The sequence below is a fragment of the Cobetia sp. 5-11-6-3 genome (assembly GCF_013374055.1).
GTDB classification, from domain to species: domain Bacteria; phylum Pseudomonadota; class Gammaproteobacteria; order Pseudomonadales; family Halomonadaceae; genus Cobetia; species Cobetia marina.
In genome coordinates, this window is sequence record NZ_BLWJ01000003.1 from 101,977 (window position 1) to 127,005 (window position 25,029).

Sequence of the window (25,029 nt, forward strand, 5' to 3'; positions counted from 1 at the left end):
AACCTTTACGTTAACGTCAACTTTACTCTAGAGTGATTCCAGAGCCACCTCAGGCGGGCTGTCACTGACGAATCTCCCACCGCCTGCACCGGCCATGAACACTGCCTCGCCTGTCGCGTGGCTGCACGCACAGTCAAGACGCTCGAAGCGCTTCTCATCTCATCGCTGCAAAGGATGCCCGCTCATGCACAGCCTCTATACGCCGCTGGATTTCGGACTCGACGAGACACACACCCTGCTGCGTGAGCAGATCAATGCCTTTGCCCGCGACGAGATCGCACCACGCGCCGCGGAGATCGACGCCAGCAATGCCTTCCCCGATGACCTGTGGCAGAAGTTCGGCGACATGGGCCTGCTGGGCATCACCGTCCCCGAGGAAGATGGCGGCAGTGGCATGGGCTATCTGGCGCACTGCATCGCCATGGAAGAGATCTCGCGGGCCAGTGCCTCGGTGGCGCTGTCCTATGGGGCCCACTCCAACCTGTGCGTCAACCAGATCAAGCTCAACGGCAGCGCGGAGCAGAAGGCGCGCTACCTGCCCAGGCTGATGAGCGGTGAGCATGTCGGTGCCCTGGCGATGTCAGAGCCCGGCGCAGGCTCGGACGTGGTCTCGATGAAGCTCAAGGCCGAGAAGCGCGGTGACCACTACGTGCTCAACGGCAACAAGATGTGGATCACCAATGGCCCGGATGCCCACACGCTGGTCGTCTATGCCAAGACCGACCCGGACGCCGGTTCCAAGGGCATCACCGCCTTCATCATCGAACGCGACTTCCCCGGCTTCTCCACCGCGCAGAAGCTCGACAAGCTGGGCATGCGCGGCTCCAACACCTGCGAACTGGTCTTCCAGGACTGTCAGGTGCCGGCCGAGAACGTGCTCGGCGAGGTCAATCGCGGCGTGAAGGTCCTGATGCGTGGACTGGACTTCGAGCGCACCGTGCTCGCCGCCGGCCCCATCGGCATCATGCAGGCCTGCATGGACATCGTGGTGCCCTATCTGCATGAGCGCCGTCAGTTCGGCCAGGCGATCGGCGAGTTCCAGCTGGTGCAGGGCAAGATTGCCGACATGTACACCACGCTGAATGCCTGCCGCGCCTATCTCTACGCCGTGGCCGGCGCCTGTGATCGCGGCCAGACCTCGCGCAAGGACGCCGCCGGCGTCATTCTCTATTGCGCCGAGAAGGCCACCCAGATGGCGCTGGATGCCATCCAGCTGCTGGGCGGCAATGGCTACATCAACGAGTACGCCACCGGCCGTCTGCTGCGCGATGCCAAGCTCTACGAGATCGGTGCCGGCACCAGCGAGATACGCCGCATGCTGATCGGCCGCGAGCTGTTCAATGAAAGCGCATGACGCCCCACACCATCCGTTTCCCTTCGCTGATGGAGCTGCCGCATGGCCATTCTGACCTCCCTGATCAATCCGCGTAGCGACCAGTTCCGTGCAAATCATGCCGCGATGCAGGCCGAGGTCGAGCGCCTGCACCAGCTGCTGGACGGCGTCGCCGCCGGTGGTGGCGACAAGGCCCGCGAACGCCACGAATCGCGCGGCAAGCTGTTCGTGCGCGAACGTATCGACCACCTCATCGATGAGGGCTCACCCTTCCTGGAGCTGTCGGCACTGGCAGCGCATGACGTCTATGACAGCCCGGTGCCCGGCGCGGGGCTGGTCACCGGCATTGGCCGCGTCAGCGGTGTGGAATGCGTCATCGTCGCCAACGATGCCACCGTCAAGGGCGGCACCTATTTTCCGCTGACGGTGAAGAAGCACCTGCGCGCCCAGGAAGTGGCCCGCAAGCATCGCCTGCCCTGCCTCTACCTGGTGGACTCCGGTGGCGCGCATCTGCCCCATCAGGACGAGGTCTTCCCGGACCGCGATCACTTCGGCCGCATCTTCTACAACCAGGCGACACTCTCCGCCGAAGGCATTCCGCAGATCGCCGTGGTGATGGGCTCGTGCACCGCCGGTGGCGCCTACGTTCCGGCGATGGCCGATGAATCCATCATCGTGCGCGAGCAAGGCACCATCTTCCTCGCCGGCCCGCCGCTGGTGAAGGCGGCCACCGGCGAGGACATCAGCGCCGAGGCACTCGGTGGTGCCGAGGTGCACTGCAAGATCAGCGGCGTGGCCGATCACTTCGCCGACAATGACGCCCACGCCCTGCAACTGGCACGGCGAGCCGTCTCGCGCCTCAACTGGCAGCGCAAGGGGCAGCTCGCGCTGCGCGAATCCCGCCCGCCACGCCTGGACCCCAACGAGCTCTACGGCATCGTCGGCACGGACCTCAAGAAGCCCTATGACGTGCGCGAAGTGATCGGTCGGCTGGTGGATGATTCGGACTTCGATGAATTCAAGCGCTACTACGGCGAGACACTGGTGACCGGCTTCGCTCACCTGCACGGCCATCCGGTGGGCATCATCGCCAACAACGGCGTGCTGTTCTCGGAAAGTGCCGTCAAGGGCGCCCACTTCATCGAGCTGTGCGCCCAGCGCAAGATTCCGCTGATCTTCCTGCAGAACATCACCGGCTTCATGGTCGGCTCACGTTACGAGCACGAGGGCATCGCCAAACACGGCGCCAAGCTGGTGACGGCGGTGGCCTGTGCCAGGGTCCCCAAGTTCACGGTGCTGATCGGCGGCAGTTTCGGCGCCGGCAACTACGGCATGTGTGGCCGCGCCTACGACCCCAACCTGCTGTTCATGTGGCCCAACGCACGCATCTCGGTGATGGGCGGCGAGCAGGCGGCCAACGTGCTGGCCCAGGTCAAGTATGAGCAGCATGCGCGGGAGGGCCGCGACTGGCCGCAACAGGCACAGGAGGACTTCAAGGCACCGGTGCGCGAACAATACGAGCATCAGGGCCACCCCTGCTATGCCAGCGCCAGACTCTGGGACGATGGCGTGATCGACCCGCTGCAGACCCGCGACATTCTCGGCCTATCCCTGGCCGCCGCAATGAATGCCGAGATAGAGGAGAGTCGCTTCGGTGTCTTCCGCATGTGATTCGCTCAACCAGACAAAAGCCCTGACAGCCGACTCTTTGGATGAATGATGATCCATTGGCTAACTGATTGGACAAGGTGACGATGACTGAATTCTGCCGACTCGAGATCGACAAGCGCGGTGTCGCCACTCTGACCCTGGCGCGCCCCGAGGTGCACAACGCCTTCGATGACCGGTTGATCAAGGCGCTGAACGGCCATCTGACGCACCTGCACGCCCTGGCGAGTCAGGGCGAGGTACGCGTGATGGTGCTGGCCTCCGAAGGCAAGAGCTTCTCGGCCGGGGCCGACCTCAAGTGGATGCAGCGCATGGTCGAGTATTCGCGCGAGGATAACCTTGCCGATTCCCGAGAGCTTGCCCGCCTGATGCAGCTGCTCGATGAACTGCCCTGCCCCAGCGTGTGCCGCGTGCAGGGGGCCACCTTCGGCGGCGCCGTGGGTCTGGCGGCCTGCTGCGACATCGTGCTGGCGGCCGAACGCGCACGCTTCTGTCTCTCCGAGGTGCGCATCGGCCTGGCACCGGCGGTGATCAGCCCCTACGTGCAGCGCGCCATCGGCATGCGCCAGATGCGCCGCTATGCACTGACTGCGGAAGTCATCGATGCCCACACCGCCCACCAGCTGGGGCTGGTGCATGACGTGTGCAGTGATGAATTGCTGGAGGCGCGCGTCGCCGACATGGTGAGCACGCTGCTGGCGACCTCGCCCGAGGCCAGCCGCGCCACCAAGGCCCTGCTCGCCGAGGTGGCCGTCGCCGACGACGACACCCGGCGTCAGACACGCTGCTGTGAGGTGATCAGCCAGCTGAGGGTCAGTGAACAGGGGCAGGCTGGACTGGCGGCATTCTTCGCTGGGACTCGCCCGCCCTGGGCGCCATCCGACGACGACAGCGCATCATCATGACGCGCCCTTCATCGACTCGCGGACAACGTCCTGAGCCACCCTCGGTCTTCTGCTGAGACGCGCCTTGCGACCGCCCCCTTTTTCCACTTCGCCACGGGATCTTGCCATGAACGTCAATCGCGATACTGAACAGCGACTGCCCACCGGTTGCGGTGAGATCCGCAAGCTGCTGATCGCCAACCGAGGTGAGATAGCGGTCCGCGTGATGCGCACCGCTCGCGCCATGGGCATCCAGACCGTTGCGGTCTACTCCGATGCCGATGCCAATGCCCTGCACGTGCGGGAAGCCGACGAAGCCGTGCGCCTCGGCCCTGCCAGCGCCAGGGATAGCTATCTGGATGTCGACAAGGTCATCGCGGCAGCCCGCCAATGTGGCGCCGATGCCGTGCACCCGGGCTATGGTTTCCTGTCCGAGAATGCCGGCTTCGTGCGCGCCCTGGCCGAGGCCGGACTGATCTTCGTCGGCCCGCCGGAAAGTGCCATCGCGGCCATGGGCGACAAGTCGGCCGCCAAGGCGCGCATGCAGGCCGCCAGCGTGCCGTTGGTGCCCGGCTATCACGGCGATGACCAGAGTGACGCGCTACTGCAGTCCGAAGCCGACCGCATGGGCTACCCGGTCTTGATCAAGGCCTGCGCCGGCGGTGGCGGCAAGGGCATGCGCGTGGTCGAGCAGGCTCGGGAATTCCAGGCAGCGCTGGACAGCTGCCGACGCGAATCCCGCGCGGCCTTCGGCGACGAGCGCATGCTGATCGAGAAGTATCTGACCCAGCCGCGCCATGTCGAGGTGCAGGTGTTCTGTGACAGTCATGGCAGTGGCGTCTATCTGTTCGAGCGCGATTGCAGTGTCCAGCGTCGTCACCAGAAGGTGCTGGAAGAAGCCCCGGCGCCCGGCCTGACACCGGCACTGCGCCGCGAGATGGGCGAGGCCGCGGTACGCGCCGCACGGGAAATCGGCTACGTCGGCGCCGGTACCATCGAATTCCTGCTCGATGCCCCGCAGCCCGGCAGCGAAAGCCATGGCGCCTTCTACTTCATGGAGATGAATACTCGTCTGCAGGTCGAGCACCCCGTCACCGAGATGATCACCGGCGAGGACCTGGTCGAATGGCAACTGCGCATCGCGCGTGGCGAGCCACTGCCCCGCCAGCAGGATGAGCTTGAGCTCAAGGGTCACAGCTTCGAGGCGCGGCTCTATGCCGAGGACCCCGACAACGACTTCCTGCCTGCCACCGGTCTGCTGGAACGCTTCCGACTGGATCTCATCGGTGCCGGACTTGCCGGTGCCGAGGTCGAGAGCGCCCAAAAGGCCTCCGGTACGACGGCCCTCAAGGTGCGTCTGGACAGCGGCGTCGCCGAGGGCGATGACGTCTCGATGCATTACGACCCGATGCTGGCCAAGCTGATCACCTTCGGTCCGAGCCGTGAACAGGCACTCGATGCGTTGCTGCGTGCCCTGGCGGCGCTCGAGATCCGTGGTGTGACCACCAACCGTGCCTTCCTGACGCGACTGGCGGCGCATCCGGATTTCCGCGCCGCCCATCTGGATACCCGCTTCATCGAGCGTCACCACGCCAGTCTGTTTCCGACGCCTGAGCTGGACCCCGGCACGCTGGCGACGAGTGCCCTGCTGGCCCTGGCACGCCTCAATGACAGCGATGACGCGTCTGGCTCGTCCGCGCCGACCCAGCCCGCCAGCCCCTGGCAGCGCCGTGATGGCTGGCGCAATGGCACGCCCCACCAGGTGACGTTGGCGTTCTGCCTGCCCGGGGACGCCGAATGCGAGGAACACAGCGACAAGGTGGCTCAGGTCATCGCCCGCCGCCCACGTGCCTCGGGCGGGCCCGCGAGCGTGAACGACGCCCTTCTGCCTGCCTCGGGCTGGCAGCTGGAAGTGAGCACCCACTCTCACGGGAAGCGCCAGACGACAAACCTTGATGGCCACCTATCGCGTCTTGCCGGCAATGCCATCGCCGTGACGCTGGACGGACACCGTCGTCGCTATCAGGCCAGTCACGCCCCGGCGCGTGGCGGCGAGCTGCTGGTGCTGACCTGCGCGCAGAGCAGCGACGCACTCCCGTCCGAGTCGCGCCTGCTGTGGCGCCGCGCGGACGCCGTCGACCACGCGCAGCATGAGACCCAGGCGACCCTCAACGCCCCGATGAATGGCACCGTGGTCGCCCAGCTGGTCGAGGCCGGCGTCGCGGTGACGGCCGGCACGCCCTTGATGGTGATGGAGGCCATGAAGATGGAGCACACCATGAACGCGCCCGCCGATGGTCAGGTCGCGCAGTTCCACTTCCGTGCCGGCGACAGCGTCACCCAGGGTGACGTGCTGCTGGAATTCACGGCTGACGACGCCAAGGAGTGAGTGAGCATGCACTTTCCTGACAGCGTACGCATCGTCGAGGTCGGCGCGCGTGATGGCCTGCAGAACGAGCCCGCCCATGTCGATACGACGACCAAGCTGGAACTGATCCGGCGCCTTGCCGACTCGGGCCTGCGCCATGTCGAAGCCGCCAGTTTCGTCTCCCCCCGCTGGGTGCCCCAGATGGCGGACCATCGCGAGATCATGCTGGCACTGGCCGAGCATGATACCCGTGGAGTGACCACTTACTCCGCTCTCACTCCCAATCTCAAGGGACTGGAGGCGGCGCTTGAGTGTGGCGTGCGTGAGGTGGCGGTGTTCGGTGCGGCCAGCGAGTCCTTCTCGCAGCGCAACATCAACTGCTCGATCGCGGAATCTCTCCAGCGCTTCGCCCCCGTGATGGCGCGTGCAGCGGCAGCCGGCGTGCGTGTGCGCGGATACGTGTCCTGCGTGCTGGGCTGCCCCTACGAGGGCGAGATCGCCCCTGAGCAGGTCGCGGCGGTCGCGCGTGAGCTGCGTGACATGGGCTGTCATGAAGTCTCGCTGGGGGACACCATCGGCACCGGCACCCCGCTCAAGGCCAAGCAGATGCTGGAACGCGTCAGCCGCGAGGTGCCGGTCGAACGCCTCGCCGCCCACTTCCACGACACCTATGGGCAAGCGCTTGCCAACCTCTACGCGGTGATGGAAGAAGGCATCGCGGTGATCGACAGCTCAGTGGCCGGACTGGGGGGCTGTCCCTATGCCAAGGGGGCCTCGGGCAATGTCGCCACCGAGGATGTGCTCTATCTGCTGCAGGGAATGGGCATCGACACTGGCGTGGATCTGGCACGCCTGGCCGCGACCGGCGACTGGATCAGCCGCAAGCTCGGGCGCCCCAATGGCTCACGCGTCGGCCAGGCCCTGATGGCGAACGGCTGATGGCGAGCGGGGAAGGTTGCCGTCGGAATTGCGACCAAGCGCCGCAGCAGCGGGCCATCTGCCCGCAATCGGTGTAGGCTTGCCGGCTTCCGCGCACCGCTTGAGCCCGATGCGCGCCTTTCCATCGCATGTCCTTGCCTTGAGCGCCGCGCCCCCCGCAGGCGCATGACACAAGCGGGACAGACTTCAGGACACCGAGATGAGCGCCCTCCCCAACTGCCCGGCCTGCAATTCCGAATTCACCTACGACGACGGCATGCAGTTCGTCTGCCCGGAGTGTGCCCACGAGTGGTCCAAGGAGGCCGTCGTCGAGGACACCGGGCCGGTCTATCGTGATGCCAACGGCAACGAGCTGGTGGATGGCGACACCGTCACCGTGATCAAGGACCTGAAGATCAAGGGCACCTCCTCCGTGGTCAAGGTCGGGACCAAGGTCAAGAACATCCGCCTGATCGAAGGGGACCACGACATCGACTGCAAGGTGGATGGCGTCGGCCCGATGAAGCTCAAGTCCATGTTCGTGAAGAAGGCCTGAGCGGTTCGAGTGCCTCTGGCGACACCAGAGAAGCGTCATGAGCCATGAGCCATGAACCATGAAGCCCCGCCAGAGTCTGCTCTGGCGGGGCTTCATGCGCTGATGCTCCAAGACACCCGATCTCGCCGGGGGTCCGTGAGCACTCACTGCTTGGGAGTCGGCTTGTCCAGGGGCGTGACGTTGGAAATCTCGATCAGCCGTTGCCCACCCACCTTGAATTCGAAACGACCGCTGATCTGGACTTCGCGCCCGAGATAGGCACCGATGCGTTCGGGGGGATGCAGCTCGATACGCTGCTGCCCGGCGCCTTCCAGCCAATAGCGCTCCGGCACCTGCTCACTGCGTATCCTGCCCTGCACGGCCACCTGCTCGCCCTGCCAGGCCTCCGAGTGCTCGAGCAGCGTGGTGACACTGGCAGGGCGCGGCGCACCCAGCTCGTCACAGCCGCTCGCCAGCGCCAGCAGCATCGCCACGCCCACCATCAGTCCGCGTTGCCTGTGATCCTTCATGTTCGTTCCTCATGTCGCTGCCCATTTCCCGTGATGGGCAGCGCTCCTGAAAATTCGGGGATGGCGTCTTTCAGGCAATCCTGTCGCGCAGGGGTTCCCGTCCCCTGACACGGCCAGACGACGGATCACCACTCGCGAGGGGGTAAATGCGAAGTTCCGAATACTTCAGTGCCAAGTGTGACAGCTGTTAGACGAAGCGATAAGTCGCCAAGGCGGACAGACCAACAGAATCAGCCAGTCTCATCAGGTCGTCGCGTCTGCCACGGGGCACTCGACCAGTAGCTGGCATGATGGCAATGTCTCGTCACGTCATGCTTTCGCATGCCCCGCTTGTCATCCTCACGATCAGGACACAGGTCAGGGTCGCCATGTCGAAGGCCGGCGCCACGTCGGAAACGACGTGGCAGACCCGGCAGGACGAGAGACCATGAAGGACATTCCCCACCCAGAACGCAAGAGACTTCACGATGATGACACGCAAAGTGGCCTATATCACCGGCGGTGCCCAGGGAATCGGACGCGGCATCAGTGACTACCTGCTCACCCATGGCTGGCGAGTCGCGGTGGTGGATATCGACGCCCGGGCGGGCGAGCAGTATCTGGCGAGTCACGCCGCGACCCACGGCGAGCCGGACAGCCTGCGCGTCGAGGCCGTGGATGTGCGCAATGAAGACGCCGTCGCCGCCAGCATCGCGGCCACCTGCCAGGCCTTCGGGCGCCTGGACGCCGTGATCAACAACGCCGCGATCGCCGACCCCTTCCAGGGCACGCTCGAGGAACTGTCCCTTGAGCGCTGGCATCAGGTACTGGATACCAGCCTGACCAGCAGCTTCCTGACCACCAAGCACGCCGCGCACCATCTGCGCGAGACCGGCGGCAGCATCGTCAATCTGGCCTCCAGCCGCGCCCTGCAATCCGAGCCGGATACCGAAGCCTACGCCGCCAGCAAGGGCGGAATCGTCGCCCTCACCCACGCCATGGCGATGAGCCTGGGGCCGGAGATTCGCGTCAATGCGGTCAGTCCAGGCTGGATCGATGTAAGCCACCTGCAGAAGGACGGTGAGGCGGAGTCGCTGAGTGACGAAGACCACGCCCAGCATCCCGTCGGACGCGTCGGCCATGTCGATGACATCGCCGCGCTGGTGGCCTTTCTGATCTCGGACAAGGCCGGCTTCATCACCGGTCAGAATCATGTCGTCGATGGCGGCATGACCCGCAAGATGGTTTACGCCGACTGATAAGACAACGCCGACTGATACGACAAGGCCGACTGAGACGACAAGGCCGACTGAGACGACAAGGCCGACTGAGACGACAACGCCTGACGCGATTGCACGTCAGGCGTTGTCAGTTCTTGAGCTGCGTCCGGATTTCCCTGAACGCTCAACTGCGGACTTCTCGCGCGCGGGCCCTGGTCACACCGCGTGCGGTGCCAGCCACTGCTTGAGCTGACCGGCCTGCATCACGCCGGATTCACGCGCGAGCTCCTTGCCCTGCTTCATCACCAGCAGGGTCGGAATGCTGCGGATGCCGAAACGACCAGCCAGCGCCTGCTGGGCTTCGGTGTCGATCTTGGCGAAACGCACGCGGGTACCCATCTGCGCCGCGACCTCATTGAAGATCGGCCCCATCATCTTGCACGGACCGCACCAGCTGGCCCAGAAGTCGATCACCACCGGCATCTCGCTGCGCGTGACCAGTGCCTCGAAGTTGGCGCTGGTCAGTTCCAGCGGCTCCTGGGGCAGCACGGCGGCGCTGCACTTGCCGCAGACGGGATTGTCATCCAGACGCGCGGTGGCCACACGATTGAGGGCAAGACATTGCGGACAGGCCAGCACGAGGGATTCAGACATGATCGGACTCCAGAAGAATGGGGATGCGGCGCGCTGCGCTGACGACTCAGCGTCAGACACGTACCGATAGCGCAGATCATACGACTCGTGGGCCGATAAGCAATTGAGGCATCTTATCGCCTTGATTGGCTGGCTGTATCAGCCGCTCACGGGCTGACATCTGCCCCCTCGGGATATTCCCTCATCAGCGACACGGGCCCTGCCAGTCATGGCAGGGCCCGTGTCGTTCTGCCCCCGTGCGCTCCATACCGTCAGGTCACACGCTGGCCAGCCCGAACTTGATGCACAGCGTCACCAGCACCAGCAGGAAGAGGGTTTCCACCACCATCAGGATCACCGGCTTCCAGCCCACCACCGCCAGCTTCTGAAACGACGTCTTGACCCCCAGCGCGGCAATCGCCGCCACCAGACACCAGCGTGAGAGGTCGGTGAAGCCTTCCACGGCGACGCTCGGCACCCAGCCGAGGCTGTTGATCAGCACCAGGGCCACGAAGGCGATCAGGAAGGTGGGGAACATCGGCACCTTGCCCCCTTCATCGCCATTGGCCTGACGTGCACTGCGAAACAGCAGCATGAAGACCATCACCGCCGGTACCAGCATCGCCACGCGCAGCAGCTTGACGAAGGTGGAGACATCGCCGGTGTGCTCGGAAATGATGTAGCCCGCCCCCACCACCTGGGCCACGTCGTGGATGGTGCCGCCGAGGAAGATGCCGGCCTCGGTATCCTCAAGCCCCAGCAGTCTGACGATCAGCGGATAGGTGATCATCGCCACGGTCGAGAGAGTCGTCACCCCGACCACGGTCATGATGGTGTGACGCTCACTGGTGGCGTTGCGCGGCATCACCGCCGACAGGGCCAGTGCCGCTGAGGCACCGCAGATGGCCACCGAGCCACCGGTCAACAGCCCCATGTCACGGTCCAGCCCCATCACGCGCGCCAGCAACGCGCCGAACACGATGGTCGCCACCACCCCGAGCACCACCGTGATCACCGGGCCAACACCGAGACTTGCGACCTGCTCCAGCGTGATGCGCACGCCCAATAGCGCCACGCCGAGGCGCAGTACCGTCTTGGAGGCGAACTCGATCCCCGCCTTGCAGGGCCCGTCTTCGGAGAGAAAGTGCAGCGACATGCCGAACAGCAAGGCATACAGCAGTGTCGGGCCGCCGTAATGATCAGCGATGAAGGTGGTCGCCAGCGCGATGAGGATGCAGATCAGCAGGCCCGGCATGATGATGCGCACGCGCCCTTCCAGATTCCGCAACAGACGGGTAGGCGGTGTCGATGTGTCGTGAAGTGATGAGCTGTCGTGATTGGCCACGCGAATATCCCATGAATAGGCAAGCAGGATGGCAGGGCCTGAGCCCTGCCCTGGAAGATGACAGATGCCGGTACCTGCTAGCTCGCCTGCGCCATCTCGCGCTGAGCCGCCTTGATCATGTCAGCGGCCTTCTCGGCGATCATGATGGTCGGGGCATTGGTGTTGCCCGAGACGATCACCGGCATGATCGAGGCATCGACCACCCGCAATCCGTGCAGGCCATGCACTCGCAGCACGTCATCCACCACCGCCAGCGGGTCGTGGCCCATCTTGCAGGTCCCCGCCGGGTGATAGATGGTCTGGCTGAACTGGCGCGCGGCCTCCAGCAACTCCTCGTCACTCTCGTACTGCACGCCGGGCACGTACTCTTCGCTGATCACGGCGGCCAGCGGTGCCGCCCGGGCGATACGCCGCGCCACCTTGATGGCGTCCACCACCACGCGGCGATCTTCCTCGGCACTGAGGTAGTTGGGCTGGATGGAGGGATAGACGCTGGCATCCGCGCTGGTGATGCGCACATGGCCGCGGCTGTGCGGGCGCAACTGGCATACGGACGAGGTGAATGCCGAGAACGGATGCACGCCATCGGCGGGCTTGTCGGCACTCAGCGGCTGCATGTGGAACTGGATATCCGGGCGTGTCAGCCCCTCGCGTGACTGGGTAAAGGCACACACCTGGCTGGCCGCCAGGGTCAGCGGGCCGGTGCGTGTGAAGAGGTACTGGGTGCCGACCGCCAGCTTCTTGATCGGGCTGCGCACTTCATCATTGAGGGTGCGGCACTGGGTCTTGAACACCAGCCGCACCTGCAGGTGGTCCTGCAGGTTTTCCCCGACCCCCGGCAGCGCATGCAGGCATTCCACCCCGACACTGGCCAGATGCTCAGGGTCCCCGATGCCGGAGCACTGCAGGATCTGCGGACTGCCGATGGCACCGCTGGACAGCACCACTTCGCGCTCCGCCCGCGCCGAGCAGACATTGCCCTTCACCTCGTACTCGACCCCGACCGCGCGCTTGCCTTCCAGCAATACCCGACGGCAGTGAGCATGCTTGACCAGCGTCAGATTGCTGCGCGTGAGCGCCGGACGCAGGAATGCCTTGGCCGTGCTGCAGCGCAGGCCCCGATACGTGGTCTGCTGGAAATAGCCCACTCCCTCCTGACGCTCGCCATTGACGTCCTGGTTGAGCGGAATCCCCGCCTCCACCGCTGCCTGGATGAAGCGCTCGGCGATCTCTCGCTTGAGGCGCAGATCCGAGACATGCAATGGGCCATCCGCCCCATGCCACTGGTTGGCCCCCCGCGCCTGGCACTCCGACTTGCGGAAATATGGCAGGACCGACTGATAGTCCCAACCTTGATTGCCCTCGGCGGCCCAGTCGTCGTAGTCCTCGCGCTGGCCACGAATGTACAGCAGGCCATTGAGCGAACTGGACCCCCCCAGCACCTTGCCGCGCGGCCATTGCAGCCGACGACCATTGATGCCGGCATCCGGGTCGGTCAGGTAGCACCAGTCGGTGGCGGGATTGTGCATGGTCTTGAAATACCCGACCGGCACATGGATCCACGGATTCCAGTCCGAGCCACCGGCTTCGAGCAGCAGCACCTTGATGGAAGGGTCTTCGGTGAGACGATTGGCCAGTACGCAACCGGCGGAACCCGCCCCGATCACGATGTAGTCATAGAAGGCTTTGGCGTCTGCATTGGCGTAACGTGTTGTTTTCATTATTTTCTCAACCATATTGAGACATATTGTCTCGTAATCATGGTATCGAAAGCATGTTTCGTCAAATACGAAACAAAACGTCTCGTTTATTTTGCCAAAGCACAAGAACTGCCCTACATTGAGATTTGTCTCGCGCCGGCAAGGGATGTGAAACGCCCCCCGAAGCCGAAGCGGAACCGAACCGGGACCGAAGCGGAACCGAAGCGGAGCCCAGTCACACGCTCGCTTTCGTCACGTGTGAAAAGACACCACAAGAAAAAGACGCCAACAGGTGTCATGACGCCAGGGAACACCAGATTCCCACTGCGTTCAGCCCAGACTGCATCCCACCACAAAAGCAAACACAACACCGGGAGCACTACCATGCCAACGCCACTCAGCAAGTTGTCACGCCGTGACTTTCTCGACATCTCGGGCCGCTTCGGTCTGACCTCGACCCTGCTGGCCGCCACCGGCCTCGGCGCAGGTCTTACCGCGTCCACGCTGGCGCGTGCCGCCGATCAGGAGCAGCAGAAACGCTACAAGACAGCGCCCAAGTTCCAGCTGCGCTTCGGTGCCTCGGGCTTCAACGAGCGCAATCTCGATATCCAGAAGTCCGGCCAGCTGTTCTTCGCGCGGGATCTGGAAGAACGCACCAACGGCGCCATCCGCGTCGAATTCATGGGCAGCAACGAGGTCTGCAACCAGCTGGACTGCGTGGCCAAGACCCAGCAGGGCATCGTCGACATCTACTCGGCCTCCACCCAGAATTCCTCGGGCAGCGCGCCCTACCTGAACGTGCTCGACTTCGCCTATCTGTTCCCCACCGTCGCCTCGATGTTCCACTTCTTCTATCACAGGAAGAGCGAGCAGCTGCTGCGTGAACCCCTGCGCCAGCGCCACAACCTGCAGTTTTTGTTCACCCACTGTGACCTGCGCGGCATCATGCTCGGCCTCAAGTGGCAGGACAAACCGCTGGTCACCAGCATCGACCAGCTCAAGGGCACCAAGAACCGCGTCACCGGCACCCAGATGGGCCGGATCGCCATGGAGCAGCTGGGCCTGAATCCGGTGCCGGTCGCCTGGGAAGAGACCCTCGATGGCCTGCGTCAGGGCCTGCTGGATGGCGCCGAGACCTGGATGAGCGCCGTGGCCTACGCCGGCATGGCCCCGGTGGTCTCCCAGGCCGTCGACCTGCGCTTCTTCGCCGGCACCGAGCACACCGGCATGAGCCTGCCCAAGTTCGACAGCCTCGGCGCAGAACTGCAGGACCAGGTGATGGAGTCCGCCTACTGCGCGCAGATCTTCACCCAGGGCATGAACGAGGCCGGGCGCTTCGAGATCGTCGGGGCCACCGAGCACCCCGCCCCCGGCACCGTCTTCGCCGAGAACAACGTGCGCGTGGCACCGCTGTCGGATGCCGAACGCTCACGTGCCGAACAGATGTGCTCGCCGGAATTCAATCCCGAGCCGTGGGAGCAATGGCGTGAGCGCCTCAACAAGTGGTCCGGCGGTCTCGACATCTATCAGGAAATCCATGCCGTCGCGCGTGAGATCTCCCGCGACACTGCCGCCGTCAACGTCAAGCCGCAGCGCTGGTGGAGGGGGTAATGGGCGATACCACCATCTTCAGCCAACCGACCAAGCACCCCGCCATCAAGAAGGCCGCGCCCTGGGCGCGTCCCTTCCTGTGGCTGGATGCCCATCTGGAACAGGTCGTCATCCTGATCGCCTATTCCGGCATGGCCGGCATCATCTTCGTCGAAGTCATCCGGCGCTTCTTCTTCGGCCTGCAGGCCCCCTGGAGCACCAGCATTCCGGTGCTGCTGTTCCTGTGGCTGACCTGGTTCGGCGCCTCGCTCAACGTCAAGAAGCGCACTCACCTGAGCCTCAACGAGATCCGCATGAAGCTGCCGCGCGGTGGCCAGTTCGCCTGTCTGATTCTGGATGCCGTGCTGTGGATCGGCTTCGGACTGATGGTGATCTACTTCACCACCACCCAGGTGACGCTGGCCTATGACAACTACGCCATCGTGCCGGGCACCGACAACGTCATGCAGTGGTGGTTCTACCTCGCCACGCCGCTGGCGTGGGTGATGATCATCTATCGCGTGCTGCAGAATCTCTACGCCGACTGGGCGCGCTATCGCCGCGGCGAGTCCTTCAACCTGCAACCGTCCATCATGGACTGAGGAGGTCATCATGACTGACAGCATCTGGATCTCCCTGATCACGGCGGGCGTGACGGCCTTCTTCCTGCTGGGGGTGCCCATCTTCCTCGTCATCGGCCTGTGGGTGGTCGGCACCAGTCTGGTGATCGACTTCACGCTGGCCAATGTCGGGGTCACCCTCTTCCAGGGCCTGAGCTTCTTCGGCCTGCTGGCGCTGCCGCTGTTCATCCTCACGGGGGACCTGATCAACGCGGCGGGGATCGCCAAGCGACTCTCCGACTTCGCCTACTCGACCCTGAGCTGGATGCGCGGCGGCATGGGCATGTCGACCCTCGGCGCCTGTGGTCTGTTCGCGGCGATTTCCGGCTCCAACGCCGGCACCACCGCCACCATCGGCTCGATCATGCAGCCCGAGATGGTCAAGAACGGCTATGACGAACGCTTCGCGGCCGCCACGGCCGCCTCCGGCGGCACCGTGGGCATCATCATTCCGCCCAGCATCATCTTCATCGTCTACGGCTTCATGATGAATCTGTCGATCAGCGACCTGTTCATCGCCGGCATGGTGCCGGGCGCCCTGATGGTCATCGCGATGATGGTCGCCTGCTATCTGGTGGCCCGCCGAAATGGCTGGGGCCAGCTGCAACCCTTCAAGGCGGGCGTCAGCGCGAGGCTGGCACGCAAGGCCTATCTGGGCTTCGCAACCATCGGCGTGGTGGTCTACGGCATCTACTCGGGCAAGTTCTCGCCGACGGAAGCCGCCGCCATCACCGTGGGCTTCACCATGATCGCGGGACTGCTGATCACACGGGAAATCAGCCTGAAGAAGCTGCCCACCATCATGCTGCGCTCAGGCCAGATCGCCGGCATGCTGGCACCGCTGATCGCCATTTCCGTCGTCATGCAGCAGCTGCTGTCGGTACTGGGGGCCGGTCAGGCGCTCAGCGACATGCTAAGCGGTATCGACAACTACTATCTGACGCTTGGCACCTGCATGCTGATCATCCTGCTGGCCGGCATGATTCTGGAAAGCCTGCCGGTGACCATCATCCTGGCGCCGATTCTCGCCCCCATCGCCCAGCAGGCCGGCGTGGACCCGATCCACTTCTCGGTCATCTTCCTGGTCGGTGCGGCCATCGGCTTCGTCACGCCCCCCTTCGGGCTCAATCTGTATGTCGCCAGCAGCATCACCGGCATCTCCTACGTCAGACTGGTGAAGTACGTGATTCCCTACTTCATCGCCCTGATGGCCTGCTGGCTGGCCATCTGTCTGATTCCGTCTCTTTCCCTGTTCCTGGTAAACCTGTAACACTAGCCTCATCGACAGCCCCGCGAGGGGCTGTCTTCGTCTCATTGCCGCTGCGGATACCCCCTTCCCGGGTGACGTGATGAATCGATGCACTGACGCCCAGCCAACCTGCACCTGACGGCCGACATATTCCTTGAGACCTTCCGCGACATGCACCGACAGGCAGGATGAGGACACTAGATGAGCAAGGACACTCCCACGAATTCGACGCTCTTTCGCGCGCTGGGCCTGCTGGAAGAGGTCGTCACCGCTCAGCACCCCATCAGCGCCGCGGATCTCGAGAAGCGCTTCGAGATACCCAAGCCCACCGTGCACCGTCTGCTCAAGCAGCTGGAAGAACAGCAGCTGATCAGCCGGGATCTGGATGGCCGTCACCTGTTGCCCGGCCAGCGTTTCCGGCGCATGTCGCTGGGTGCACTGGCCAATGAGGGCCTCAAGGCGCCACGCCGCGTGCTGCTGGAGAAACTGGCCGGGAAGGTCGGCGAGACCTGCAACCTGACCCTGCTGGATGGCCACGAGGTGATGTACTACGACCGCGTGGAAACCAACTGGCCGGTGCGTATCCAGCTGGCCCCCGGCTCGCACCTGCCCTTGCACTGCACCGCGAGCGGCAAGCTGTTTCTGGCACTGATGCCGCTGCACCGTCGCCGCGCGCTGCTGCAGAGTCTCGCGCTCGAGGCCCATACGCCCTGCACGCTGACCTCGCGGGCCACGCTGGAAGAGGCACTCGACACCGTGGTGCGCAATCAGCTGAGCACCGACGACGAGGAGTTCATCCAGGGCATGGTGGCGATTGCCGTGCCGGTCTTCGATGAGGTCGGCCAGATCCAGGCCACCCTGGCGATCCATGCGCCGCGCCTGCGCCACTCCATCGAGTCCTTGCTGGAATGGGCACCGCTGATGCGCCAGATCGCCACTGAACTGGAAGGTACGCTCTAGCCCGCGGCTTCCCCGCTGCATCGCCCGAAAGACATCGCCCGAAAGACATCGCCCGACTGGCATAGCCCGAAAGAGATCACTCGACTGGCATCGCTCGACTGGCATCGCTCGAGTTGCATGACACTCAAACAGCTCGCCCCCGCAGACAGTCTGCTGTCCTGTGGGGGCGAGCTGTTTCATATGCCGTCTTGCTGCCTCCGCCTGTTTCCAAGGCGTCTCTTTCGAGGCGTCTCTTTCGGGGCGTCTCTCCCCCTGGGCTCAGGGCGTCGGTACCACCACCACCGGAATGCTGGCGCGCTTGATCACCCCCTTGGTGACCTTGCCCGCGTAGGAGGCCACGAAGCCGCGCTTGTTGGTGGCCATGATGATCATGTCGCAGTCATGGCGCGTGGCGTAGCGAATGATCTCCGAGGCCGGATAGCCCTCCACCACATTCAACCCGGCGATCATCGGACGTGGATCGCCGTCGTCATGGGTGCTCCAGAAGTCCTCCATCATCTTTTCCAGGTTCTCCCTCGCCTGATCGAGCCGTTGCTGCATCAGGCCCTCCAGCGTCGGCTTGTGACGGATGTTGACCTTGAGGGTGTTCATCACGTCATCCGACAGCGCCTTCACCGCATGCAGCACATGCAGCTCGGCGCCCGTCGCGCCCGCCAACCATACCGAGCGCGCCAGTACCCGCTCACAGTCTCCGCGCAGGCCCACACAACACAGGATTCGTCTGACTGCCGGCATATCCACTCTCCTTGCCGTTGATGAGAGGCATCAGGTGCCGATGGCCTTTCAGTAACCCATCACCCTGGGTAGCCACAGCGAGATCTCAGGCACATAGGCGATCAGGAAGATGGCCGCCACCGACCCTGCTGCAAAGGGCAATGCCTTGAGCGAAATCTCCTCGATGGAGGCCCCGCCTATCCCCGAGGCCACGAATAGGTTCTCCCCCAGCGGTGGCGTCTGGAAGCCGATGGCCAGCGCACAGACCACCACGATGCCCACGTGCACCGGGTCCATCCCCAGCATGTACATGATCGGCAGCAGCACCGGGGTGAGAATCATGATCGCGGCCAGCGTCTCCATGAACATGCCGACGAACAGCAGGAAGACGATGATCATCGCCCAGATGAGATAGAGGTTGTCGGTCATCGCCAGCATGCCCTCGGCGATATGGGCCGGCACGCGTTGCTCGACCAGCAGCCGCCCGAACACCGTCGCCGTGAACAGGATCAGCAGCACGCGACCGGTGATCCAGGTGGTGGTTTCCAGAGTGCGCAGCGTCGGCTTCCACTTGAGTTCCTTGTGCAGGAAGATGCCGACGATCAGGGTGTAGACGATGGCGACGATGGCGGATTCGGTCGGCGTGAACAGGCCGCTGTAGATGCCGCCGAGGATGATGAAGGGCGCCAGCATCGACCAGATCCCCTTCCTCAAGGTGGCGCGGATATGTGTCCACGACCAGCTGTTGGTCAGCCCGCGATAGCCGCGTTTCTTCGAGATCACGTAGTTGATCATCAGCAGGAAGCCGGCGATCACCACGCCGGGCATGACACCCGCGATGAACAGCTTCGGGATGGAGAGTGTCTGGAAATCGCCATGCAGCGCCACCGCTTCGGGAGGTGGCTGCAGCCCCATGCCGGAAATCCCGAAGATCACCATCGGGATCGAGGGTGGAATCACCACGCCCAGTCCACCGGAAGACGCCGTGACCGCCGAGGCATATCCCCGGTCATAGCCGCGCTTGGCCATCGCCGGAATCATCAGCATGCCGACCGCCGCCGTGGTGGCAGGTCCGGAGCCGGAAATCGCACCGAAGAACATGCAGGCAAACACCGTGGCGGCGGCAAGTCCCCCGGTCACCGGGCCGGCAAAGGCCTCGGCGATATCGACAAGACGCCGCGAGATGCCGGCGGCCTCCATCAGCGCCCCGGCCAGAATGAAGGCCGGCAATGCCATCAGCGGGAAGGCGCCCACCGAGGTAAAGGCGATCTGCACGAAGGCCATCGGGTTCTCGCCGATGCTCAGGTAGGTCGCCAGTGCCGCGACCCCCAGCGAGACGGTGATCGGTGCGCCAAGCACCAGCAGCAGGAAGAAGACGCCAAACAGGATATAGATGATGGTGGAATCGATCATGGTGTCCCGCTCCCGCGCTTGTCGTCATCATTGACGGATGGTCCTGTCTGCTTCAGCTCCTGCATTGCCTGGGAATCCGGGTCCACGATGTCTTCCTTGCGCACGAACTTGAGATAGTTGGTCTGGAGAATGCGCACCGTCATGGCGGTAAAGGCCAGCGGCAGAATCAGATAGAAGTACTTCATCGGCACGCCCATCGTCTGCGACTTCCAGAACAGGTTCATCTTGTTGAACACGAAGTCGTAGCTGTAATAGATGAACACCGCATTGAAGGCGATCCAGATGATATCGGTGAGCACGCCACAGGCGGTTTCCACCCAGCGCGGCAGAAAACGGAACTGGAAGGTCACGCGGTTGTGCGCCGACATGCGGGTGGCATAGACCGCCCCGAGATAGGCAAACCACACGAAGGCATAGGTCGCCAGCTCGTCTCCCCAGGGAATCGAGTAGCTGAAAAGGTTACGCAGCATGATCTGCGCGAAGAGAATGATGACGAACACCACCAGCAGGCACTGGCAGAGATAATTCTCGAGATTGTCCAGACACTTCAGAAATATCCGCATGCAGATACGTCTCCTGACATCGATGGCGTTCGCCACCCCCTGCCTGGCGCCCTTCGCAGGACGACAGACAGGGGAGTGGCGGACGGGCCGTTGAAAGCCTCAGCAGCTCAGCGCGTCATCAGGGAGCGGTGGACGGATCACGCCCGAGTGTCTCGAGCACTTCCACCAGCTTGTCGCGCCCACCGATGCTGTCGTAGAAGTCCGGCCAGATGCTGGACGCCTTGGCGATCCATTCCTTTTCGTCATTGGCGGGCTGGGTGATGGTCATGCCGTGCTCTTCCACCAGTGATTTCTTGATGGAATCCTCGGTGGCCAGCAGGTAGTCGTAGCTGTGGGACGTCGCCTCTTCACCCGCCGCCAGCACCAGCGTCTGCTGCTCTTCGCTCAAGCTCTGGAAGGTGCCTTCGCCCATGATCAACGGTTCCATCGAGAACACGTAACAGCTGTCGGTGACGTGGTTCTGCACTTCATAGAACTTCATGGCATCGATGGTGATGTAGGGATTGTCCTGGCCATCGACGACACCCTGTTGCAGGGCGGTGAAGGTCTCGGACCACGCCAGCGGGTTGGGATTGACGCCCCAGGACTGGTAGGAGGAGATCATGATCTCGTTCTTGGGCACGCGGATGACCATGCCGGCCAGGTCCTCGGGTGAGGCGACGGCCTGCTTGGAATTGGTCAGACGACGGCAGCCGGAATAGGCCCAGCCCAGAATGCGGATACCGGAATCGCGCAGGGTATTGTCACGCAGCTCATCGCCGATCTTGCCGTGGGTCAGCGCCTTGGCATCGTCAGGGCCGTGGATGACATACGGCAGGGTCAGCACGCCGACGGTCGGCGAGAAGGGCGTCAGGTTGTTGATCGCCACCACCGACAGATCCACCAGGCCCATGCTGGCGTTGTTGACGGTGTCCTGCTCGCTGCCCAGCTGGCCGTTGGGGAAGAGGTCAACCTTGATGTCACCGCCGGACTTCTCTTCCACCAGGCTTGCGAAGGTCTTGCCCAGCTCGTACTGGGTGCCACCGGCGGCGTCCCCCAGGGCCATCTTCCAGGTCGCGGCATTGGCGCCCCCGGCCATGGCCAGACTCGCGGCCGTCACCGCGACGGCCAATGACGCCTTGAGCGCGCTGGCGCCAGAGAAGTCGCGGAGGTCTGCTGATTGGGTCTGTGTCGAGTCGATCATCTTGTCTGTCCCGTCGTTATTGTTGTTGCGGGCTCCTGACGGCTGCGTGTGACCGCGAGCGTGGCACTGCACCGGCACTCGTCAATGACGCCCTCTCTGCCTCCCACCTCCAGCAGTGTCGGTCTGTCATTCACGAGGTCCATCACACACTCATCTGCAGCCCTCAAGAGAGGGAGTGGGAAGTCGCATCGTGCTGTCACTGTGCTTGCCACTTCACTTTCTTCCCCTGCGCCAGACCTCCATAGAACCAGTCCACTCCCATCGATGGGGCCAGTCTCGCCAGGCGCTTGCCCTGCCCCGCGCCGTCTGCCTCAATGAGGGCATTCCCGACGCATGACGAGGCGATCAAGCTCACCGCTCGCCCTGGACATGACGGGACAGGCAGGTATGAAAAATGCATGAAAAACGGGGACTTCCACGAAGATCCCCGCGACAACAACAGAGAAGATGCATGAGCCACCCGCTGTTTCACCTCGATGCCTCGCGCAAGGAAAGTCTGCAGTTCCAGATACGCGAGCAGATCTCGCAAGCCATTCTCGAGGGCCATCTGCCCCGCGATGAGGCACTGCCCTCCAGCCGCAAGCTGGCCCGCGAGCTGAATGTCGCGCGCAATACCGTGATGCTGGCCTATGACCAGCTGCTGGATGACGGCTTCCTGATCGCGCGCCAGCGCAGCGGCTATTTCATCAACCCCGACATTCTCAAGGGCCGCGCCGACACGCCGGTACGCCTCAATGACATCGACGCCGACAGCCTCGACTGGGATGAGCGCCTGGCCATCAAGCCCTCCGTGCAACGTGCCATCGAGAAACCCGGCGACTGGCACCAGTACGACTACCCCTTCCTGTATGGCCAGCTGGACCCGGAATTCTTCCCCACCCAGCACTGGCGGGAATGCAGCCGGGACTCGATGAGCGTGCCGTCGATTCGCAGCTGGTCGGTGGACCACATCAATCATGATGACCCGTTGCTGGTCGAGCAGATTCACCAGCGGCTGTTGCCACGCCGGGGGGTCTGGGCAAGCCCGGAGGAGATCCTGATCACGGTGGGGGCGCAGCAGGCGCTGTGGATCAGCTGCATGCTGCTGCTCAAGCAGGGCCAGCGGTTCGCGATGGAAAACCCGGGCTACGTCGACATGTACAACATCGCGCGTACCTTCACGGACGACATCCAGCTGCTGCCCATCGACGGCAAGGGCCTGCAGCCGGTGGAATCGCTCAAGGACTGCCGGCTGGTGTTCGTCTCGCCCAGTCACCAGTCGCCCACCGGCGTGACCTTGCCGCTGGAGCGCCGCCGCCAGCTGCTGGACATGGCCGAGACGGGCAATTTCCTGATCATCGAGGACGACTACGAGAGCGAGAGCAACTACGCCGACAACCCGACGCCAGCGCTCAAGAGTCTCGATCGCCACAAGCGGGTCATCTATGTCGGCAGCCTCTCCAAGACCCTCGCCCCCGGCCTGCGCCTGGGCTACATGGTCGCGCACCCCACGCTGATTCGTGAGGCGCGTGCGCTGCGCCGCCTGATGCTGCGCCATCCGCCGACCAACAATCAGCGCGCGGTGGGTCTTTTCATCGCGCGGGGCTATCACGACAGCCTGCTCAACCAGATGCATCAGGTGATGCAGCGCCGCTTCCTGGTGATGCGCGACGCCATCCTGCGTCACCTGCCGATGATGAGCACGCCCTCCACCTATGGCGGTTCCTGCTTCTGGATGCACGGGCCGGCCAGCCTGGATGCCCATCGACTGGCCGCCCTCGCCCGCCAGCAGAGCATTCTGATCGAGGTGGGCGATCTGCACTTCTTCTGCGATCGCGACCGTCATCGCCACTACTTCCGCCTCGGCTTCTCGGCGATTCCGGAATCGCGTATCGAAGCCGGCATCATGAAACTGGCCGAGCTGGTGCCACTGGCGATGCAGGCACCCGAAAGAGTCACTGACATGAGCGCCTGATTCTCGACAGGCACTAATGGCGAATGATTACCCTATAGCTAAAAAATAGACTCCCTGACTGACCAACAAGACGTGGCAATCAGGGAGTCTCTTGTCCTTCAGGCAATCGCGCTTGCAGACCATGTCAATTGCAGGGCTACTGCGCCTCGTCCTTCATCGCATACCAGCGATACAGGCAACGCTGGCCGGTGCGACGGAACGGCGCGAACAGCGGCGATTCGACCTTGTTGAGCACATTGGGATACGGCAGGCGTGACTGGAAGATCGGCAGCACCAGATCCGCCGCGTCCCTGGCGATCCACTGGGCGAGACGCTTGCCCGCCTGGGCGGAGTACATCACGCCGTTGCCGCCATAGCCCATGGCGTAATAGACGCTCTGCTTGGGGTCCGGCTGGTGGATACGCGGCATCATGTCGTGACTGACATCCACCCAGCCCCACCAGGAGTAATCGACCTCGATGCCGGTCAGCGCCGGGAACTTGCGATGCATGTCGGCGATCAGCAGCTGCTCGTATTGCGCCTTGGGCGCGTCACGGCCTGACACGGCACTGCGGCTGCCGATCTGCAAGCGGTTGTCCGGCAGCAGACGGTAGTAATGGCGCAGCACGCGAGTGTCGGTCAGCACCTGGTGGGTATGAAAGCGTGTCGCCTCGATTTCCTGCGCCGTCAGCGGGCGCGTCACCAGCGAGTTGGACAACACCGGCATCAGGCGCTTGTCGAGCTCCGGATGCAGCTTGCCGGAGGTGTAACCGCCGGTAGCCATGCCCACCGAGCGCGCCTTGACCACGCCACCCGGCGTTCTCAGATAGTGCACGCCATCGCGGGTCTCCCAGCTCTCCACCGGGCTTGCCGGGTGTACCTTCACCCCCAGACGTCGCGCCTTGCGCAGATAGCCGAAGGCCAACTTTCCCGGGTGCACGCCGATACCTTCCGGCTCGTGCATCGCGCCGCAGGCCTCTTCATCCCCGACCCACTCGTTGCGCACCGTGGCACCATCGATGATGCGGGCATCGTAGTGGAAGGTCTCGCGCAACAGGCGCGCCTCCTTCTCCAGCCCCGGCATCATGCGCTCGCGGTGGGCGATGTACAGGTGACCGCCCGGCTGCGGATCGCAGTCGATGTCCTTGATCAGCTCCTTGAAATTCTCCATGCCCTCGACGCACTCGCGATGCAGGCCATGGGCGGCCTCAAGCCCGTAACGCTCGATCCACTGCGAGCGCTTGAGGCGTCCGGTGGCGCACTGCGCCTGGCCGCCATTGCGGGTCGAGCAGCCCCAGCTGACCCGATTGGCCTCCAGCACGGTGGCCTTGATGCCGTACTTCTCGGCCAGCACGATGGCGGCGGTGAGTCCGGTGAAGCCGGAGCCGACGATCACCACATCGGCGTCGATATCACCCATCACCGGGCCATCATCCTGCGGCGGCTCACCGGCGGTGGCGACCCAGTAGGTCGGCGCGTAGTCGCGCCCTTCGCCGGGGGTGGCGCTCACCAGCGGGTCATAGGCCGGGTCATACGGCTGAGAAGCCTGAGTGGCCGGGCGCTGCTCTGACTCGCTGCCCACCTCATCTGGCCGGGCGCCGTGCTGCACGATAGTTTCCATCTCGAACACCTCCTCTCACCCGCAGGGCGCGCATGCCATGACCTGACGCCATGACGTGCTGCCCCGGGGC

21 protein-coding genes are annotated in these 25,029 nt (G+C 63.8%); 12 read left to right on the plus strand and 9 right to left on the minus strand.

Annotation, left to right across the window (positions count from 1 at the left end; genetic code table 11):
- The first annotated feature begins 184 nt into the window (after positions 1-184).
- The 6 genes from HXS66_RS06300 to HXS66_RS06325 all read left to right on the plus strand — a co-directional run bounded on the left by HXS66_RS06300 (position 185) and on the right by HXS66_RS06325 (position 7,727).
- A complete protein-coding gene (locus HXS66_RS06300) occupies positions 185-1,354 on the plus strand; it encodes an isovaleryl-CoA dehydrogenase (protein WP_077374848.1) in 1,170 nt (389 codons plus the stop codon).
- A 42-nt stretch (positions 1,355-1,396) separates the two neighbouring features.
- Positions 1,397-3,004 (plus strand): carboxyl transferase domain-containing protein, encoded by a 1,608-nt coding sequence (locus HXS66_RS06305; RefSeq protein ID WP_077374851.1) that lies wholly within the window; start codon positions 1,397-1,399, stop codon positions 3,002-3,004.
- Between the two features lie 83 nt (positions 3,005-3,087).
- Positions 3,088-3,906: an enoyl-CoA hydratase-related protein gene (locus HXS66_RS06310; protein WP_077374854.1), complete on the plus strand. Its 819-nt coding sequence runs from the start codon at positions 3,088-3,090 to the stop codon at positions 3,904-3,906.
- A 106-nt stretch (positions 3,907-4,012) separates the two neighbouring features.
- Positions 4,013-6,274, plus strand: coding sequence for an acetyl/propionyl/methylcrotonyl-CoA carboxylase subunit alpha (locus HXS66_RS06315; RefSeq protein ID WP_176503111.1), 2,262 nt, complete (start codon positions 4,013-4,015; stop codon positions 6,272-6,274).
- A gap of 6 nt (positions 6,275-6,280) precedes the next feature.
- Complete coding sequence (locus HXS66_RS06320) at positions 6,281-7,192, plus strand: hydroxymethylglutaryl-CoA lyase (RefSeq protein ID WP_136938733.1); 912 nt, start codon at positions 6,281-6,283, stop codon at positions 7,190-7,192.
- 199 nt (positions 7,193-7,391) lie between these two features.
- Positions 7,392-7,727, plus strand: coding sequence for a zinc ribbon domain-containing protein YjdM (locus HXS66_RS06325; RefSeq protein ID WP_077374863.1), 336 nt, complete (start codon positions 7,392-7,394; stop codon positions 7,725-7,727).
- 143 nt (positions 7,728-7,870) lie between these two features.
- Here HXS66_RS06325 and HXS66_RS06330 read toward each other — a convergent pair whose 3' ends face one another.
- Positions 7,871-8,236, minus strand: a complete 366-nt coding sequence (locus HXS66_RS06330) for a hypothetical protein (RefSeq protein WP_077374866.1) — start codon at positions 8,234-8,236, stop codon at positions 7,871-7,873.
- A gap of 467 nt (positions 8,237-8,703) precedes the next feature.
- Between HXS66_RS06330 and HXS66_RS06335 the strand changes: the two genes are divergently transcribed.
- Entirely contained in the window at positions 8,704-9,474 is a 771-nt protein-coding gene (locus tag HXS66_RS06335) for an SDR family oxidoreductase (RefSeq protein WP_176503112.1), read from the plus strand.
- A gap of 177 nt (positions 9,475-9,651) precedes the next feature.
- Here the strand turns inward: HXS66_RS06335 and trxC are convergent, their stop codons facing one another.
- From trxC to HXS66_RS06350, 3 genes are all read right to left on the minus strand, one after another.
- Positions 9,652-10,089: a thioredoxin TrxC gene (trxC, locus tag HXS66_RS06340; RefSeq protein WP_077374872.1), complete on the minus strand. Its 438-nt coding sequence runs from the start codon at positions 10,087-10,089 to the stop codon at positions 9,652-9,654.
- A gap of 256 nt (positions 10,090-10,345) precedes the next feature.
- Complete coding sequence (locus HXS66_RS06345; RefSeq protein ID WP_255303127.1) at positions 10,346-11,335, minus strand: YeiH family protein; 990 nt, start codon at positions 11,333-11,335, stop codon at positions 10,346-10,348.
- A 155-nt stretch (positions 11,336-11,490) separates the two neighbouring features.
- Positions 11,491-13,134, minus strand: a complete 1,644-nt coding sequence (locus tag HXS66_RS06350; protein WP_176503113.1) for a GMC family oxidoreductase — start codon at positions 13,132-13,134, stop codon at positions 11,491-11,493.
- Between the two features lie 363 nt (positions 13,135-13,497).
- Here HXS66_RS06350 and HXS66_RS06355 point away from each other — a divergent pair, with 363 nt between their 5' ends.
- The 4 genes from HXS66_RS06355 to HXS66_RS06370 all read left to right on the plus strand — a co-directional run bounded on the left by HXS66_RS06355 (position 13,498) and on the right by HXS66_RS06370 (position 17,532).
- Positions 13,498-14,724, plus strand: coding sequence for a TRAP transporter substrate-binding protein (locus HXS66_RS06355; protein ID WP_170877391.1), 1,227 nt, complete (start codon positions 13,498-13,500; stop codon positions 14,722-14,724).
- Positions 14,724-15,305 (plus strand): TRAP transporter small permease, encoded by a 582-nt coding sequence (locus HXS66_RS06360; RefSeq protein WP_077374878.1) that lies wholly within the window; start codon positions 14,724-14,726, stop codon positions 15,303-15,305. Before HXS66_RS06355 ends, HXS66_RS06360 begins: the two co-directional genes overlap by 1 nt.
- Before the next feature lie 10 nt (positions 15,306-15,315).
- Entirely contained in the window at positions 15,316-16,593 is a 1,278-nt protein-coding gene (locus tag HXS66_RS06365; protein WP_176503114.1) for a TRAP transporter large permease, read from the plus strand.
- Positions 16,594-16,773: 180 nt separating this feature from the next.
- A complete protein-coding gene (locus HXS66_RS06370; protein WP_084208082.1) occupies positions 16,774-17,532 on the plus strand; it encodes an IclR family transcriptional regulator in 759 nt (252 codons plus the stop codon).
- 258 nt (positions 17,533-17,790) lie between these two features.
- On the opposite strand, the gene HXS66_RS06375 is transcribed toward HXS66_RS06370, so the two are convergent.
- The 4 genes from HXS66_RS06375 to HXS66_RS06390 form a co-directional block, all read right to left on the minus strand.
- Positions 17,791-18,267 (minus strand): universal stress protein, encoded by a 477-nt coding sequence (locus HXS66_RS06375; protein ID WP_077374887.1) that lies wholly within the window; start codon positions 18,265-18,267, stop codon positions 17,791-17,793.
- Positions 18,268-18,315: 48 nt separating this feature from the next.
- Positions 18,316-19,659: a TRAP transporter large permease gene (locus HXS66_RS06380; protein ID WP_205632734.1), complete on the minus strand. Its 1,344-nt coding sequence runs from the start codon at positions 19,657-19,659 to the stop codon at positions 18,316-18,318.
- Positions 19,656-20,222: a TRAP transporter small permease gene (locus HXS66_RS06385; RefSeq protein WP_176503115.1), complete on the minus strand. Its 567-nt coding sequence runs from the start codon at positions 20,220-20,222 to the stop codon at positions 19,656-19,658. The genes HXS66_RS06380 and HXS66_RS06385 overlap by 4 nt, the downstream gene beginning before the upstream one ends.
- 118 nt (positions 20,223-20,340) lie before the next feature.
- Positions 20,341-21,405: a TRAP transporter substrate-binding protein gene (locus tag HXS66_RS06390; protein WP_255303130.1), complete on the minus strand. Its 1,065-nt coding sequence runs from the start codon at positions 21,403-21,405 to the stop codon at positions 20,341-20,343.
- A gap of 451 nt (positions 21,406-21,856) precedes the next feature.
- Here HXS66_RS06390 and HXS66_RS06395 point away from each other — a divergent pair, with 451 nt between their 5' ends.
- Positions 21,857-23,359 carry a PLP-dependent aminotransferase family protein gene (locus HXS66_RS06395; RefSeq protein WP_136938741.1) on the plus strand — a complete coding sequence of 501 codons (1,503 nt, stop codon included), beginning with the start codon at positions 21,857-21,859 and terminating at the stop codon, positions 23,357-23,359.
- Between the two features lie 136 nt (positions 23,360-23,495).
- Here the strand turns inward: HXS66_RS06395 and HXS66_RS06400 are convergent, their stop codons facing one another.
- On the minus strand, positions 23,496-24,959 hold the full coding sequence (locus tag HXS66_RS06400) for an FAD-binding oxidoreductase (RefSeq protein WP_084208080.1): 1,464 nt from the start codon (positions 24,957-24,959) through the stop codon (positions 23,496-23,498).
- Between the last annotated feature and the right edge of the window lie 70 nt (positions 24,960-25,029).

Coding starts and splice junctions, on each gene's coding strand:
- HXS66_RS06320 (WP_136938733.1), top strand. CDS start 6,281: ATGCACTTTCCTGACAGCGTACGCATCGTCGAGGTCGGCGCGCGTGAT.
- HXS66_RS06330 (WP_077374866.1), bottom strand. CDS start 8,236: ATGAAGGATCACAGGCAACGCGGACTGATGGTGGGCGTGGCGATGCTG.
- HXS66_RS06350 (WP_176503113.1), bottom strand. CDS start 13,134: ATGAAAACAACACGTTACGCCAATGCAGACGCCAAAGCCTTCTATGAC.
- HXS66_RS06360 (WP_077374878.1), top strand. CDS start 14,724: ATGGGCGATACCACCATCTTCAGCCAACCGACCAAGCACCCCGCCATC.
- HXS66_RS06370 (WP_084208082.1), top strand. CDS start 16,774: ATGAGCAAGGACACTCCCACGAATTCGACGCTCTTTCGCGCGCTGGGC.
- HXS66_RS06385 (WP_176503115.1), bottom strand. CDS start 20,222: ATGCGGATATTTCTGAAGTGTCTGGACAATCTCGAGAATTATCTCTGC.
- HXS66_RS06335 (WP_176503112.1), top strand. CDS start 8,704: ATGATGACACGCAAAGTGGCCTATATCACCGGCGGTGCCCAGGGAATC.
- HXS66_RS06365 (WP_176503114.1), top strand. CDS start 15,316: ATGACTGACAGCATCTGGATCTCCCTGATCACGGCGGGCGTGACGGCC.
- HXS66_RS06305 (WP_077374851.1), top strand. CDS start 1,397: ATGGCCATTCTGACCTCCCTGATCAATCCGCGTAGCGACCAGTTCCGT.
- trxC (WP_077374872.1), bottom strand. CDS start 10,089: ATGTCTGAATCCCTCGTGCTGGCCTGTCCGCAATGTCTTGCCCTCAAT.
- HXS66_RS06390 (WP_255303130.1), bottom strand. CDS start 21,405: ATGATCGACTCGACACAGACCCAATCAGCAGACCTCCGCGACTTCTCT.
- HXS66_RS06325 (WP_077374863.1), top strand. CDS start 7,392: ATGAGCGCCCTCCCCAACTGCCCGGCCTGCAATTCCGAATTCACCTAC.
- HXS66_RS06355 (WP_170877391.1), top strand. CDS start 13,498: ATGCCAACGCCACTCAGCAAGTTGTCACGCCGTGACTTTCTCGACATC.
- HXS66_RS06310 (WP_077374854.1), top strand. CDS start 3,088: ATGACTGAATTCTGCCGACTCGAGATCGACAAGCGCGGTGTCGCCACT.
- HXS66_RS06400 (WP_084208080.1), bottom strand. CDS start 24,959: ATGGAAACTATCGTGCAGCACGGCGCCCGGCCAGATGAGGTGGGCAGC.
- HXS66_RS06300 (WP_077374848.1), top strand. CDS start 185: ATGCACAGCCTCTATACGCCGCTGGATTTCGGACTCGACGAGACACAC.
- HXS66_RS06315 (WP_176503111.1), top strand. CDS start 4,013: ATGAACGTCAATCGCGATACTGAACAGCGACTGCCCACCGGTTGCGGT.
- HXS66_RS06395 (WP_136938741.1), top strand. CDS start 21,857: ATGAGCCACCCGCTGTTTCACCTCGATGCCTCGCGCAAGGAAAGTCTG.
- HXS66_RS06380 (WP_205632734.1), bottom strand. CDS start 19,659: ATGATCGATTCCACCATCATCTATATCCTGTTTGGCGTCTTCTTCCTG.
- HXS66_RS06375 (WP_077374887.1), bottom strand. CDS start 18,267: ATGCCGGCAGTCAGACGAATCCTGTGTTGTGTGGGCCTGCGCGGAGAC.